At 52.3% G+C, this 13,829-nt stretch carries 15 protein-coding genes; 2 read left to right on the plus strand and 13 right to left on the minus strand.

Going from position 1 to position 13,829, the window contains the following annotated elements; all coding sequences use genetic code 11:
• Positions 1–37 precede the first annotated feature (37 nt).
• Positions 38–733 (plus strand): glutathione S-transferase family protein, encoded by a 696-nt coding sequence (locus EJN92_RS06300; RefSeq protein WP_126127026.1) that lies wholly within the window; start codon positions 38–40, stop codon positions 731–733.
• 429 nt (positions 734–1,162) lie between these two features.
• Here EJN92_RS06300 and EJN92_RS21800 read toward each other — a convergent pair whose 3' ends face one another.
• The 11 genes from EJN92_RS21800 to EJN92_RS06355 all read right to left on the minus strand — a co-directional run bounded on the left by EJN92_RS21800 (position 1,163) and on the right by EJN92_RS06355 (position 10,396).
• Positions 1,163–1,858 (minus strand): PEP-CTERM sorting domain-containing protein, encoded by a 696-nt coding sequence (locus EJN92_RS21800; protein WP_227869735.1) that lies wholly within the window; start codon positions 1,856–1,858, stop codon positions 1,163–1,165.
• Positions 1,859–2,018: 160 nt separating this feature from the next.
• Complete coding sequence (locus tag EJN92_RS06310) at positions 2,019–2,822, minus strand: SPFH domain-containing protein (RefSeq protein WP_227869736.1); 804 nt, start codon at positions 2,820–2,822, stop codon at positions 2,019–2,021.
• Between the two features lie 364 nt (positions 2,823–3,186).
• A complete protein-coding gene (locus EJN92_RS06315) occupies positions 3,187–3,441 on the minus strand; it encodes a hypothetical protein (protein ID WP_126127028.1) in 255 nt (84 codons plus the stop codon).
• Positions 3,442–3,676: 235 nt separating this feature from the next.
• Positions 3,677–3,832 carry a DUF3149 domain-containing protein gene (locus EJN92_RS06320; protein ID WP_126127029.1) on the minus strand — a complete coding sequence of 52 codons (156 nt, stop codon included), beginning with the start codon at positions 3,830–3,832 and terminating at the stop codon, positions 3,677–3,679.
• Positions 3,833–3,926: 94 nt separating this feature from the next.
• On the minus strand, positions 3,927–5,441 hold the full coding sequence (locus EJN92_RS06325) for a nitrite reductase (RefSeq protein ID WP_227869737.1): 1,515 nt from the start codon (positions 5,439–5,441) through the stop codon (positions 3,927–3,929).
• A gap of 74 nt (positions 5,442–5,515) precedes the next feature.
• On the minus strand, positions 5,516–6,718 hold the full coding sequence (gene nirJ / locus EJN92_RS06330; RefSeq protein ID WP_126127031.1) for a heme d1 biosynthesis radical SAM protein NirJ: 1,203 nt from the start codon (positions 6,716–6,718) through the stop codon (positions 5,516–5,518).
• 11 nt (positions 6,719–6,729) lie between these two features.
• Positions 6,730–7,296, minus strand: coding sequence for a siroheme decarboxylase subunit beta (gene ahbB, locus EJN92_RS06335; RefSeq protein WP_157984418.1), 567 nt, complete (start codon positions 7,294–7,296; stop codon positions 6,730–6,732).
• Positions 7,297–7,325: 29 nt separating this feature from the next.
• Positions 7,326–7,769 (minus strand): Lrp/AsnC family transcriptional regulator, encoded by a 444-nt coding sequence (locus EJN92_RS06340; protein WP_126127032.1) that lies wholly within the window; start codon positions 7,767–7,769, stop codon positions 7,326–7,328.
• Complete coding sequence (ahbB, locus tag EJN92_RS06345; RefSeq protein WP_227869739.1) at positions 7,762–8,820, minus strand: siroheme decarboxylase subunit beta; 1,059 nt, start codon at positions 8,818–8,820, stop codon at positions 7,762–7,764. Before ahbB (EJN92_RS06345) ends, EJN92_RS06340 begins: the two co-directional genes overlap by 8 nt.
• Before the next feature lie 3 nt (positions 8,821–8,823).
• The gene (locus EJN92_RS06350) at positions 8,824–10,023 is read right to left on the minus strand and encodes a cytochrome D1 domain-containing protein (RefSeq protein ID WP_126127033.1); all 1,200 of its coding nucleotides are present in this window, start codon (positions 10,021–10,023) and stop codon (positions 8,824–8,826) included.
• The gene (locus EJN92_RS06355; protein ID WP_322348678.1) at positions 10,013–10,396 is read right to left on the minus strand and encodes a c-type cytochrome; all 384 of its coding nucleotides are present in this window, start codon (positions 10,394–10,396) and stop codon (positions 10,013–10,015) included. Before EJN92_RS06355 ends, EJN92_RS06350 begins: the two co-directional genes overlap by 11 nt.
• 204 nt (positions 10,397–10,600) lie before the next feature.
• Here EJN92_RS06355 and cobA point away from each other — a divergent pair, with 204 nt between their 5' ends.
• Positions 10,601–11,449: a uroporphyrinogen-III C-methyltransferase gene (cobA, locus tag EJN92_RS06360; protein ID WP_126127034.1), complete on the plus strand. Its 849-nt coding sequence runs from the start codon at positions 10,601–10,603 to the stop codon at positions 11,447–11,449.
• Between the two features lie 356 nt (positions 11,450–11,805).
• On the opposite strand, the gene EJN92_RS06365 is transcribed toward cobA, so the two are convergent.
• Positions 11,806–13,311: a tetratricopeptide repeat protein gene (locus EJN92_RS06365; protein WP_126127035.1), complete on the minus strand. Its 1,506-nt coding sequence runs from the start codon at positions 13,309–13,311 to the stop codon at positions 11,806–11,808.
• Positions 13,312–13,319: 8 nt separating this feature from the next.
• On the minus strand, positions 13,320–13,808 hold the full coding sequence (locus EJN92_RS06370) for an FKBP-type peptidyl-prolyl cis-trans isomerase (RefSeq protein ID WP_170174880.1): 489 nt from the start codon (positions 13,806–13,808) through the stop codon (positions 13,320–13,322).
• Positions 13,809–13,829 lie beyond the last annotated feature (21 nt).

Genomic DNA, 13,829 nt, shown 5'->3' on the forward strand with positions numbered 1-13,829 from the left:
AAGCTTTACTCTCCATATGATACTGATAGGAAAAAGCATGACTAACAAGGACGACAGCAGTCAAAATATATATCTGCTCATAGGTAACAAAAATTATTCCACATGGTCACTCCGGGCTTGGCTATGTTGTCGTAAGGCAGGCGTCATCTTTACTGAAATCAAGAAAGCACTGTACGTCGATGGCTACCAGGAGAAACTTTTGGAATATGGGCCAACTGGATTGGTACCAGTGCTGATTCAGAAAGATCTGAGGATTTGGGACAGTCTTGCTATTTGCGAGACCATCGCGGAGCGCAATCCTAAGATGTGGCCCTTAGATGCCAGTCAGCGCGCTCATGCACGCGCCATCTGTGCCGAGATGCACTCAGGATTTAGAGCTATTCGGAGCCAAATTCCTATGAACTGTAGAGCCAACAAGCGGAAGCTCATGTTCAGCCCCGAGTTACAAGCAGAAATACGTAGAGTCGAAGAGATCTGGACTAGCTGTCTGCGTCAGCAGCATTCCAAATCATCTCCATGGTTGTTTGGGGAATTTACCATTGCCGACGCCATGTATGTGCCGCTGGTATTACATTTCAAAACGTATGGCGTCGTCATGAACCAGATCTGCAGCACATATATGCAGATGGTACTGAACGACGCGGACGTAAAGACATGGTTAGCAGCAGCCTTGCTTGAAGAAGAAATTATCGCCGAATGTGAAGTTGGCGTTGTTTGCGATACGCTCGCCTAATCGCCACAGAATAGCGCACACGATTGTGCAATCCAGCCACAACTGGATTGCCTTACTGGCGACCTCTTGAATTACTTGGCGTTGACGGTTCCACGGAAATCGAAAGGCACGACGATAGTCGTTGACTTTACCGTTGGCGACGCCTAAATGAACAAATTGTGCCTGGTGCCGTGGATATCGAAGTACCCGAGCAAGATCCCAAGAAAAAATTGAAGATAGAACTCAATCGCGGCGTGGCCAAATCTATGGGAATCTAGGCCAATGATGCCGCGCAAGTTTTGCGGCTGGCGTTTGCCAGTATCGACGTGGATGATTGGGTAGATCCTAGCGGCGAGGCGCGCGATCTTGATTAAAAAAAATGAGCAAAAAAGATCGCGTGAAATAATCACGCGATCTTTTCTAAGATGAAGCTATGTTCTAGCTTTTAGCTTATTCCGCTTGTTTTCTTTTACGTGCCATGCCGGCAAATAGACCCAGACCCGCCAACAACATGGCATAGGTTTCTGGCTCAGGCACCGGCGCCGTCATGCTGGCCACTTGGCTGGCGTTCAGTGCGTGGTCATAAGTGCGGATATAGTCGACTGCGCCAGCACCAGCTTCACGTTGACTAGTAGCGAGATCATCGATAAAAAAGTGCGCGGGATTACTGCCGAAATTGGCGCGACCAATCGTATCGCTAAAACTAACTGCTTTCGCACCATTCACATACATAGTGAAGATAGAACTGGCGTCGCGCGTCAAGGTCAATCGTGTATCAACACCATTAGACAGATTGGAAACAGAATCACTGACTGGATAAAAAATAAAATTATTACCCAAAGCATACATACCAGTATCGCTCACCAGATTATTGAAATCGACTATCTTTTGATAACCACCCAGATTATTAAAATGGAAGCTCATATCCAAAGTGTAGACGCCGCCCAAAGCCACATCCATCTTCAAACCCTGGTTTTTAGCAAAGCTGTAGTCGTTAGCGCTCAGGCTACCACCGGCACTAATCAAAGCGGGACCACCGAAATCGTCATTCAGATTGCCATTTAAACGGTATTGATGGGATTGAGCAGCAGCGCTACCAGCGATTGCCAGCAACATAGCTGCGCTTAGTGCAAATTTCAATTTCATGAAAAGCCTTCGGAAAGATTATAAAAAAATAAGCTCCGAGTATCCCTAGTCAGACATCCTTAGTCAAACAAAATTTTGTAAATAAAGCATCTAATCTTGTAACAACTGAAGCAACATTTACATGTTGCCCCACAAACTGCAAGCGCAACGCATTGTTCAATTACTTGGCGTTGACGATGCCACGGAAATCGAAAGGCACCACGATGGTATTGACTTTTCCGTTAGCGACGCCTTCGGCTATTTTCAGGTTGGCCATCGCGTTCATGTAGCCTATCGCTCCGGCATTGGCATTGAGTGCGGCAATCCGCTCCGCTTCTTTTTTAGCCGTCTGCACTTCTACTTCTTTGGTCTTGAGTTCATTCTGGGCGCGTACCAATTCATTGGCGCTATTGACGATGATGTCGGCGGGAGTGATTGCACGCACCTGTATCTGCGAAACCGTAATTTTGTCGGCCAGTTTTTCTTCGGTTAAAGTTTTGATGATGTTTTCGCGTATCTGCTGCTCGATCAAGGGGCGATTATCGGCCATCTTGAGCGACTCATAACCGCGCGCCACCTTGTAGGCTGCATTGCGCGCACTTAGTGCCACATAATTTTGCATCAGTAAGATGTCTTTTTCAGAGATTCCGTGAAAAGTACGGTTTTTGGTGGTCCACAATTCAGATACCGCCGTAGGATTGATGTTGTACACCACCGTCATATCGAAATCCTTGATGGTCGAATTATCCGAAGCCAGCGGCGTCATATTATCGACCGCCACCGCCACATCCTGGATCTTGAAAGTGAGGATATCGCCGATGACGGTTTGATTAAAGGTGCCAGGCAAACGCTCGGCTGGATCGGTGGTCTTATCAAAATTAATCCGCAAGCCAACTTCGCCTGTGCCTATGCGAGTACAAGCGCTACTCAGCAAGAGCATGGAAATGAGCAGCAGCGCAGGAATTGGGGTGTAAAGTTTTTTCATCTTGCGGTATTCCTTAGGCATATTAATTGGAGATCAAATCAATTCACTTTTGTTAGGTTTTTAACACCTAGCTACAAACGATACACGCAAGAGAATACCTCAAATAGAGGCCGATAGCTTTTTAGGCAAGAGTAACGACCAGGCTGATGATAGCACTAGCGTGGGCATAAAATAAAATGAGGCCGTAACACGCAACCTAGCTGCGGCTTACAGGGCAGATAGGCCGGAAAGGCGCATGGAATATGCGCGCTGGGCCTATGGTTTTTTTTACTAGAGATAGATGTAAGTCGAAACTAAACCAGCGACTCAAAGGCTGCATGTCATCGATAGTTTGACTAGCGAGACGAAGCTTAAACCAATCCTGCTAGTTTATTTTTTTTGGAAGGAGATGACGGAGAACAATTCCGACACAGGGGAGAGCAATGATCAATACACAAAACACCAGGCTGGCGCGCAGCATACCAAAAAGCCAACTGGCATTTAAAACGCAAAAATACAAAATAAGGCCAACAAGGAATAATCCAGCGATTGCTGTGCCAGCGATACGCGCTGATATTTTTTTACTGCTTGACTTTGGTGCCTGAATATCGACAGCGGTATTCACTAATTGCGCTTGCATGACAGGTTTAATTTCGACTAAATTTGAGAGTCAAAATTATATTTCCATATGGAATTAATTGCCAATTGTTATTTTACATAACTGAAATCACGGAGGTAGCGCTCATGCATAATTGGCGAAAACACCAATTCATCATTGTTAGTGTGGATCTATAAATTCGCAACTATTCGCCAGCAAGCATCACCGCTATCAGGCGCGCGCCACGCCTGATCCTTATTTACAGTATTAACTCTTTCTATTTTTTTGTTTTTTTCTGCTCAGCTAGGGTTTCTTCTTCCATCTTACGCAAGAAAAAACGGATAAAAAACACGCCCATGCCTAACATGAAGATGATCCCAGCGATGCTGGCACGACCCGAGTCGCTAGAAAAAAGTTCGCTTAACAGTCTCATCTCAACCTCCTTTAATTTGTATCGTTCAGTATGAAGCTGTTTTATTTGGCAAGTCTTGATCTTGCTCAAGTGCGGCCGTTTCCTCGTTTATTAACTAGTGACTGGTGCCGGCCGAACGTGAAATTTTATTGAAAATATTGTACTTGCCACTAGGTTTTTTCATGGGCAGGCGTTTCACTACCTGCAGGGTCTTGGCGTCGTAAATCACCAATTCGCCATCGTTCTCCCATATGCTGACCAGTGCGTATTTACCATCACGGGTGAACTCGGTATGCGCCGCAACTTTGCCAGGACTAGGTCGCAGCTGGGCGATCACTTCAAGTTTTTGCTTGTCGATGATCTGGATCACGTCGCGGTCTTTAGTGCCGTTAAATACATCGACCCAGGCGTAAGGCGTATTTTCGTGGCTGCGCATGAAGAAACCCGGCCCCAGAGTTGGGATTTGTTTTTCGGTTTGCCAGGTGTTCATATCGACGATGGTGACCACAGCTTCTTTCAGGTTGGGCGTTGCCAGTACTGGCTTACCCTGATATTCCCAGGTAATGCCGGAACCCAGATGCGGCATGCCGGGTAAGGCAACACTGGTGATTTTCTTGCCGGCATCGAGATCGATGACCTGGCCGACGCCGCCGCGCGACGAACCTATCAGATGCTGGTAGCTAGCATCAAAGAAAAAATCATCCAGATAATCATCGAGTCGTAAGCGACGCGGCTGAAACGATGGCTCCTCGATTTTTTTGCTGTTCAGCCTGTCCGTTTTTGCGTCATAGCTAAATTCCCAGACTTCAGGAATGTCTTTCAACGCAGCGATAAAACTCTTGCGCGGCGCAGCGTCATACACGGCAGACACCCGTGAGGATTTGCCGCTGTCATCGGTCACGTCGACGATCTTGAGCGGAGTAAGGTTTTTGGTATCTAACACCACCATGGTATGCGGCAGATAATTGGCGATCATGGCATAACGACCGTCGCTAGAGATCGCCAGATTGCGGGTATTGATGCCGACCCTAATTTCCGAGATCAGTTTCAGGTTCCAGATATCGTATTTGGCGACCCAGCCATCGCGCGAGGCAAAGTACACATAACGGCCATCCGGTGAAAACTTGGGGCCGCCATGCAGCGCATAACGGGTAGCGAAACGCGTAATCGGCTCAAACTTATCGCCATCAAGGATAGTCGCGTGATGATCACCGAGTTCAACCACGATAAACAAATTGAGCGGATCAGCCTTGAACACCGGCTTGTCTTGCAATTTACCGGTTTGATGCGCGATACGCGAAGCCCGCATTTCGCGCATGCCCCAGGCTGGCGTGGTGGCCAGCGGCGTGTAGATCAATTCGGTCAGCGCTGTCACTTCGGCGCTGCTCAGCTTATCGCCAAAACCAGGCATCTGGGTGGCAATGCGTCCTTCGGCGATGGTTTTGATCGCATCCGGACGACGTAAGCGCTCTAGGTTACCCGGCAATAAGGCCGGGCCGTTGATACCTAGTCTGTCCGCGCCGTGGCAGGACGCGCAATTGGCTTGATACAGGGCATTGCCGTCTATTTTTGCGGCCGCTGGCGCGAGTGCAACATCGGCCGCATTCGCAAACGAGGATGCCGCCAGCAAGCACAAAAAAAAAGTATTCAGAGGGTGCGGTCTAAGGCTAACGCTAAGCCTAAGTCTAATTCTAATTCTGGATATCATGCTATTTTTACCCCGCGAATCGGGATATAAGGAGATAGGGTCACACGCTCGCGTTCACCGCTAACGCCGATCTCCTCGTCGGACAAATAACAGGCCGGATCTTCCTGCCATGGATCATCGGTCAGTTGCAGGGCGCGCACGCGGGTGTTGCCGCCGCATACATCAAAATAGCTGCACTCACCGCATCGCCCCTTGATCTGGCGCGGCACCGCTTTCAGGCCCGCCATCAGAGGATCGGACACGTCGGTCCAGATATCGGAGAACTTACGCTCGCGCACATTACCCAGCGGATAGTGCCACCAGAAAGTATCGGGATGTACCACTCCCAGATTGTCGATATTGGCGACATTCACGCCTGAAGAATTGCCACCCCACTGCGCCAACTTGGCACGCAATGCCGCTTCGCGCTCAGGGAAACGGGCGCGTACCCATTGCAATAGGTAGACGCCATCGGCATCGTTATTACCGGTGACAAATTCTTTTTCCAGACCGCGCTGCAGGTAATCCCAGCAGGTATCAAACAACAGATCCATGGCGTTACGGGTGGTCTGCAGGAAAGCGTCACGGCCACGGTTCTTGTTGCCGCGTCCCGCGTAATTGAGGTGCGACAAGTAAAATTTGTCTATGCCTTCGTCCTCCACTAATTTGAGCAAGGCGGGCAAATCGTGAGCGTTGTCTTGCGTCAGCGTGAAGCGCACACCGATCTTGATACCGGCATCGCGACACAGGCGCACGCCATGCAGCGATGCATCAAACGCGCCTTGCTTGCGGCGGAATTCATCATGGGTTTCGCGCATGCCATCTAAGCTAATGCCGACATAATCAAAACCGATTTCGGCGATTTGCGCGATATTGCTTTCATCGATCAGGGTGCCGTTAGTCGACAGGCCGACATAAAAACCCATCTGTTTGGCGCGTCTGGCGATCTGGTAAATATCGGGACGCAATAGCGGCTCACCGCCCGATAGTATCAGCACCGGCACCCCGAAACTCTTCAGGTCATCCATGGTGGTATAGACTTCGGCCGTGCTCAGTTCACCGGCAAAATCCTTGTCAGCAGAAATCGAATAGCAGTGTTTGCAAGTGAGGTTGCAACGGCGTATTAAATTCCAGATCACCACTGGCCCAGGCGGATTGCGCTTAGGTCCTAACGGGCTTGGTGCGGCGATTTCACGCATGTATTGGCTGATACGAAACATAATTTTTTCCTCTATGCGGTAGTAGACTGAATTGCTTCAGTTGGCGCAGTTTTTATGCGATTTTTTTCGTGATTTTTTTCGTGATTTTTTTCTGACAATCTCAAGCCAGTTTTTTTCAAAATACGGGTGCTGTACAGGACCTGGTGCGCACGCACCGGCTCGCCCTGCAATTGCGTCAGCAAAGCGGCGATACTGGCCACCTGGACTTCAACTTCTTCACGGGTTTTGCCATGCACCATGGCAAACAAGTTGTACGGCCATTGCGGCAAATGGCGCGGACGTCGGTAGCAATGGCTGACGTAAGGCAGCTTACCGACCTGCTCGCCGAGCAGGTCTATCATCTGGTCCGGCACATCCCAGACCGACATGCCATTGGCGCGAAACCCTAGCGCGTAATGATTCGGCACCACGCCGATGCGACGTATCACGCCACTGCCCTGCATCTGCGTCATGCGCTGCATCAGCAACTCAGGGCTGATCTGCAATTGTCCGGCAATCTGATGGTAGGGGCGCGCCACCAGCGGCAAACCGCCCTGGGTGGCGACGATGATGGAACGGTCGAGCTCGCTGTAATCCATATTGCTGTGATCGGTAGTATTCATATTCTTCATGCGCGCAGCTTTAGCTCGACAAAATATTCCTTACTCTTAGGAAAATTAAACACGGCACATCCGGTCTGTTGCTCTATCAGTTTGATGACATCAAAAATTTGTTCCGGCGTTTCGGTAGCGACCACAAACCACATATTGAGTTCATGCTCGCGCTCATAGTTATGCGCCACCTCTGGCAAGGCGTTCACTTTGGCGGCAATCGCATCATAATCTTCCGGGGGGGCATGCAAGGCCGCCAGCGTGAAAGCGCCACCAGCGCGTTCGATCTGGAACAGCGGACCGATGCGTGTCAGAACGCCGCGCTCAAGCAGGCTAGCCAAACGCGTGATTAACTCGTCTTCGACTATGCCTAGTTCATTGGCAGCCACCAGATACGGCCGCTCGCACACCTGCAAACCGCCCTGTAGATGATTGATGATGGCTTTATCTAAGTCATCCATGCGCAAGTTCTTTCATTTGTTCTTGATTGGCGCTAGCGTTGATGTAATGCGCGCCGCGCTGCTTGTAGCGGGTTTGGCTAAACAGGGTATTGTGCGGATACTGATCCAAACCGCAGGCCTGCGCTAGCGCGACGATACGCGCTTCGACTTCGGCACGGTCTTTGCCATGGATCATACAAAACAAATTGTAAGGCCAGTGCGGCAACTGCCTTGGCCTTCGATAACACAGGGTCACTCGGCCGGAAGCGGCAATCCGGCGCCCGACTTCATTGACCTCGGCATCGGGCACATCCCAGACCACCATGGCGTTGGCCTTAAAGCCCAGCTCATGATGGCGCACGATGACACCGAAGCGTTTGATCACGCCTTGCTGGCACCAGCGCTGTATCGTCTCCAATGCAAATGCTTGCGGCACCCCCAGTTCGCCAAACGGCTGTGCGACCAGCGGCAAGCCGTTTTGCAGTGCCTCCAGCAAAATTTTCTCGTGCTGATCCAAGTGCATTATTTGATCAGGTGTAGTACACCGCGCGCTAAGGCCAGACGCACGCGGTTCGCGATAGTGTGGACCGCAGCGGCTCAGATCAAAGCCCAGATCGATATGAAAATCTTCCAGCATAGGTAGTATCAGGACCGCGCCACAATCACACGCCAGTTCTATCTCATGCAGGGCCGCATGCAGACATTCCTGGGTGGCAGCGCTTGCCACAAACCACAGGTTGTAGTGATGCTCGCGTTCATAATTGTGATTGACTTCGGCGCGGGCGCTGACCAAAGCGGCCACTTCGGCCAGTCGTTCGGCGGGCACCGCCAGCGCCGCCAAGGCACTGGCACCGATGGCGTTGGGGCGAAATACCGCGCCGACCCGGCTAATGGCGCCGCTTTGCTGCAAATCACGCAAGCTGGCGATGACCGTAGCTTCATCACTGTCCAATTGCTGCGCGAGCGCCGCATAGGGTCTGGCGAGCAAAGGAAAATCCCGCTGAAAGCTATTGAGCAAACTGAACTCAAACGCATGCATAGGCTGGCGAAGGCTAGCTAGAGGCGCATTCATTTTTTAAAATCCTATCCTTGCTGCGCGATGCGTAAAGAAGATGCCACTGGGAGCCTGTGCCGGTAATTCCTTACGCACCGCAAAATTACTAGTGTCGTAGACCACCACACGATTATCATCGCGCGCCGAAATCCAGACCGCTTCGCCACGCGGGGTAAATTCCATATGCAGTACCGCTTTACCTGGTTGCAGATGCTTGATCACGTTGCGGGTTTCGACATCGATCACCTGCACCTGGCCATTGTCAGGAAAGGCAAAATTCACCCAGATCTGACGGCCATCTGGGCGTGCAATCACGAACACCGGTTGCCCCGCGACCTTGACGCGCGCCACTTCTTTCCAGCTTTCGGTATCCATCACCAGCACTTCATGGCGACCTATCGCCGGCACGTAAGCGAAACGCCCTGCCACCGCCCAGCCGCGCAAGTGCGGCATCTTGTACACAGGAAGTTTTTCACTGCCCTTGCCATAACCATCGAGGATACGGCGCACGCCTTTTTCCGGATGCCACATATCGAGCAGGGCCATACCATCTTCGCCGAACAAGCCGGCCATGTAATAGCGACCGTCAGGCGTGATCAGGCCGTCATACGGTTCACGACCTATGTTTTTAAATTTTTCCACGCGCGGTGTTTTGATGTCACTCACATCGGCGGTCCAAATTTCACCGGCATCAAACAGGCTCCAGACAAAGCGGTTACCCGGTGCATCGGCCAAGCCCACCACTTTGGAAAATTTGCCTTCACTGCCATAGGCAGCTGGAATATCGGCCACCAGTTCCAGGGTATCGGCCTTAAAAATTTTGACGCCGCCCGGGGTGTAATTTTGTGCCGCGACAAAGCGGCCGTCTTGCGAGATTGCGCCGCCTATACTGTTACCGGCTTGCATGACGCGTAAGGCGATTGCGCCTTTGAGCAAATCGACCTTAGTTAAACCACCATCGCGCCCGAACACGTAGGCATAACGCCCGTCACGAGAATACACCAGCGATGCATGCGACAGGTCACCCAAGCCGGGCACGCTGGCGATCGATGTCAGCTGGCTGCTATCGACGATCTGTACGCTACCGCTGGCGCGTTCTATGATCACGCCCAAGTCGCCAGTGCCACGTAATGCAGATGGCATGTTATAGCCTGAGCTGGCACACGCGCCGAGCAAGGCCACGCTAGCTAGGCACAGCATGCGGCTTAATTTATTTATCATCGGGAAATCCTTTTTGTAACTGCTGCACTATCCATTGCGCTTCTGCCTCGCTCAAAAAACGCTGCCAGGGTGGCATCGCGCTACCGGGGCGGCCATGCAAGATAGTCGCCACCAGGCTGCTGTCCGGCTTATCTTTGAGCGCCTCCGGCAATAAGGCAGGGCCAAGGCCACCCTTGAGTGTCAAGCCGTGGCAAGAGCCGCAATCCTGGCGCACCAGCGTAATCAGTTCGGCACGGCGCTCCATTTTTGGCGCCACTGGCACGGGCTCTGCAGTCAGCGCTGTTGCGGCCCTAGGCAAAGACATGGCGCCCAGCAGTAGTAGCGAGAGCAGCGCTTTGGCCGGAATACCGAGCGTGGATAGCTGTGATTTCATGCGGGCACTCCTTTCAAAAAAATGGAACTCATGAGGTAGGTGAATCGCTTCAGCAAGGGCGGCGCACTACACCACGCCAGCCAAGCTTGCCGAATGCCATCAGATTACTCTGAGCGAAATTCTTGTTCATTGACTAGCATCAACGATTTTCTAGCTATGTCGCTTTAGAATCAATTTATCCAGAACAGCAAGCAGAGCATCCACATGAGCCAGCCGTCCGCAACATCACTCCCCCTCAAAAAGCACAGCATGGGCAGGGTCTATCTGGTAGGCGCGGGCCCCGGTGACCCCGAGCTATTAACGGTACGCGCCGCACGCTTACTGGGGCAAGCCGATGCCGTGGTGTACGACCATCTGGTCAGCAGCGAAATCCTGGCCCTGATCAAGCCAGAGGCCGAACTAATCTATGTAGGCAAACAGGAAAGCCGGCACAGCCTGCCGCAAGACGGTATCAATGCTTTGCTAGTGCGGCTGGCTAAACAAGGTAAAAGTGTGGTGCGTCTCAAGGGCGGCGACCCTTTCATCTTTGGGCGTGGCGGCGAAGAAGCTGAAGTGCTGGTGGCTGAACAAGTCAGCTTTGAGGTGGTGCCCGGCATCACCAGTGCCAGCGGTGCCTCGGCCTATGCCGGGATACCTCTGACGCATAGAGACTATGCACAGTCTTGCGTCATTACCACCGGCCACCTGAAAGATGGCAGCCTCAATCTAGCCTGGGATACGCTGGTGCAGCCGCGCCAGACTGTGGTCATTTACATGGGCCTGGGAGCATTGCCAGAAATCAGCCGTCAACTCATCGCGCATGGTCAAACACCAGCGATGGCGGTAGCCGTCATAGAAAACGGTACGACGCAACGCCAACGCGTCATCACCGGTAATCTGAGCGACATCGCGACCAAGGTCAAGACCGAAGGATTTCAGTCGCCCTGTCTGATCATCATTGGTGAGGTAGTGCGCCTGCGCGAGAAATTACAGTGGCGTATGCCTGCAGAAGCAGCCAACATCTGCGTTGAAAATTGCATAGAAAAAGACGTAGCCGCATTGGCCTACGCTTAAAAAAACGACCCTAGCCCAAGCCGCATATCCCATGCGGTCTGCAGGCCAGACAGGCTGGAAACCCGCATGGATACTGCGCCAGCGGCAGGGTCACTATTTATATATTCAATTTAAAGTGCCTTGCCGTTTTCTAGCAAATAGCTGCTTCCAGGCAACTGTTCAGTCTACTAGATAAATGATAAAAAGCTTTTGCCGCAGAGGCGCAAAGAACGCAGAGAAAAGAGAGAAAGAGCGACTCTGCGTACTCCGCGCCTCTGCGGCAAAGATTTTTCGTTCTTGCGTTTTTCTTGTTTATTTACCCTTGTTCCCCGCTAGCTGAATAGTTACTCTTCCAGAGACGATAGAGCTTACTCGCCTCAGTACTGGCTGGCTTTCAGCACCACTACCCAACTATCAATATCCGCACCCTGATCTTGGCGTGCGATTGCTGCTTGCATTTCGGCGATGCTAAAGCCATGTTGGTGAGCCAGACGCTGCACATAAGTGCCGCTATGGGCGTAGCGATGCGAGGCCTGCAAATAAAAATCTTCAGACTGCGTGGCACTGCCCTGTTCTACCGAGAACGCAAACAAGCCGCCACTGCGCAGCGCCAGTTTGGCAGCTGCGAACAGCGCAGCTAAGTCGCCGATATACACCAGCACATCGGCCGCCATGATCAAATCGAAACGCGCTGGCTGCTTCATCAAGTAGACACTCAACTCGGCGCACGTCAGCTCATCGTACAAGCTAGTTTGCGCCGCTTGCTCCAGCATTTTTTCTGACAAATCGACACCGCTGAGACTGTGTGAATAAGGCCGCAGATACGGCCCGCACAAGCCGGTGCCGCAACCGGCATCCAGAGTAGCGAGTTGCTGCGCCGGCCGCTGCCGCGTGATCGCTGCATCCAGCAAAGCGGGCAGCTGATAGCCGAGCACAGTTTGTAGGTGCTGATCAAAATGTCCTGCGTACTGATCAAACAATTGCCTGACGTAGGCAGACGGTGCGGTGACTGGCGTCGCCCCCACGCCTAAAGTGGCCAACAAATAATCAAGCTGAGATGCGTCGCCACCGCAGGCCAGGGCTTGCTGATACGCTGCGATTGCTTGCTGCGGCTGTTCCAGTGCGCACCAGACATTGCCGCAATATTCATGCGCCTTGGCGTAATCAGGACGGATTTCCAGCGCATGCTGATAGCTATCGAGCGCCGCCTCATACTCTTGCAATTTATGCAGAGCGCTACCACGATTACACCATGCTTCGGCGTAGTCTGGCTGTAGCCTGAGTGCGTTCTCATATTCTGCAATGGCAGCTTCGTAGTGCTGCAAACTATGCAGGGCGACACCGCTGGCACATAGCGCTTGCGGATAGCGAGCTCGCAGTTGCAAGGCCTGCTGATAATCGTCCAGCGCCGCTTGAGATTGGCCTAATGCCTGGTAGCAGAGACCGCGATGGTAGAAGGCTTCGGGATAGTCGGGCAGGATCGCCAGCGCCGCATCGTAACTCAGTAAGGCGGCGTCTACGCGGCCCAGGATGCGCAAGGCATTGCCACGATTTTGCAAGGCCATCGCATAGTCGGGTTTGAGACAGATAGCCCGCTCGTAACTGGCCAGCGCGGCCTCGGGCTGGCCCAAGTCTTGCAGCGCCGCACCCAGATTGCAATGCGCCACTGCCTGGCTGGCATCGATTGCCAGAGCCTGACGAATTAACTCAACGGCGGCCTGCGCCTCACCGTTTTGCCTGGCAATCACCCCCAATAAATGCAGAGCATCAAAATGCTGCGGCTGTTTTTCCAGCACCTGCCGGTACAGTTCCGCCGCCGGCCGCAAGTCACCCGCTTGATGCAGCGCCAGGGCTTGCTGCAGCAAAGCTGTGAGATCGCTCACTGTCGCTATTACTTAACGTTGAGCAGTTCTATATCAAACACCAGATGGGTATTCGGTGGGATGCCGTTCGAGCCGTTGGTGCTATACGCCAGATAGCTAGGAATGATCAGGGTGCGTTTGCCGCCCACCTTCATGCCCTGCACGCCCATATCCCAACCCTTGATGACCTGACGCGCGCCCAACATAAAGGCAAATGGCGCACCACCATTGCGCGAGCTATCGAATTGCGCGCCGTGCAAATCGGCAGCCTTATTGTTATAGATCCAGCCCGTGTAATGCACTTCTACATTCGCGCCATAAGTGGCTTCCGTGCCGGTGCCAACCAGGGTATCGGTCTTGATCAGGGAGCTGACGTTTTTCGGTGCGGCCGGCTGTTCGGCAAGCACAGCGCTGGCGGGGCTAACCGCAACTGCAGCAGGCATGTCTTGTGCCTGCAAACTAGTACCGATGAGGGCGCTAGCGCAGACGAGGCCAGAAAAAAATAGACTAGGTTTCATTTAAATCGCTTTCAAAATGGG

This window comes from Undibacterium parvum, assembly GCF_003955735.1.
GTDB lineage: Bacteria > Pseudomonadota > Gammaproteobacteria > Burkholderiales > Burkholderiaceae_D > Undibacterium > Undibacterium parvum.

Excerpts from the sequence above, each read along its gene's own strand:
- EJN92_RS06300 (WP_126127026.1), top strand. The coding sequence starts at position 38 with ATGACTAACAAGGACGACAGCAGTCAAAATATATATCTGCTCATAGGT.
- EJN92_RS21800 (WP_227869735.1), bottom strand. The coding sequence starts at position 1,858 with ATGAAATTGAAATTTGCACTAAGCGCAGCTATGTTGCTGGCAATCGCT.
- EJN92_RS06310 (WP_227869736.1), bottom strand. The coding sequence starts at position 2,822 with ATGAAAAAACTTTACACCCCAATTCCTGCGCTGCTGCTCATTTCCATG.
- EJN92_RS06315 (WP_126127028.1), bottom strand. The coding sequence starts at position 3,441 with ATGCAAGCGCAATTAGTGAATACCGCTGTCGATATTCAGGCACCAAAG.
- EJN92_RS06320 (WP_126127029.1), bottom strand. The coding sequence starts at position 3,832 with ATGAGACTGTTAAGCGAACTTTTTTCTAGCGACTCGGGTCGTGCCAGC.
- nirJ (WP_126127031.1), bottom strand. The coding sequence starts at position 6,718 with ATGTTTCGTATCAGCCAATACATGCGTGAAATCGCCGCACCAAGCCCG.
- ahbB (WP_157984418.1), bottom strand. The coding sequence starts at position 7,296 with ATGGATTACAGCGAGCTCGACCGTTCCATCATCGTCGCCACCCAGGGC.
- EJN92_RS06340 (WP_126127032.1), bottom strand. The coding sequence starts at position 7,769 with ATGGATGACTTAGATAAAGCCATCATCAATCATCTACAGGGCGGTTTG.
- ahbB (WP_227869739.1), bottom strand. The coding sequence starts at position 8,820 with ATGAATGCGCCTCTAGCTAGCCTTCGCCAGCCTATGCATGCGTTTGAG.
- EJN92_RS06350 (WP_126127033.1), bottom strand. The coding sequence starts at position 10,023 with ATGATAAATAAATTAAGCCGCATGCTGTGCCTAGCTAGCGTGGCCTTG.
- EJN92_RS06355 (WP_322348678.1), bottom strand. The coding sequence starts at position 10,396 with ATGAAATCACAGCTATCCACGCTCGGTATTCCGGCCAAAGCGCTGCTC.
- cobA (WP_126127034.1), top strand. The coding sequence starts at position 10,601 with ATGAGCCAGCCGTCCGCAACATCACTCCCCCTCAAAAAGCACAGCATG.
- EJN92_RS06370 (WP_170174880.1), bottom strand. The coding sequence starts at position 13,808 with ATGAAACCTAGTCTATTTTTTTCTGGCCTCGTCTGCGCTAGCGCCCTC.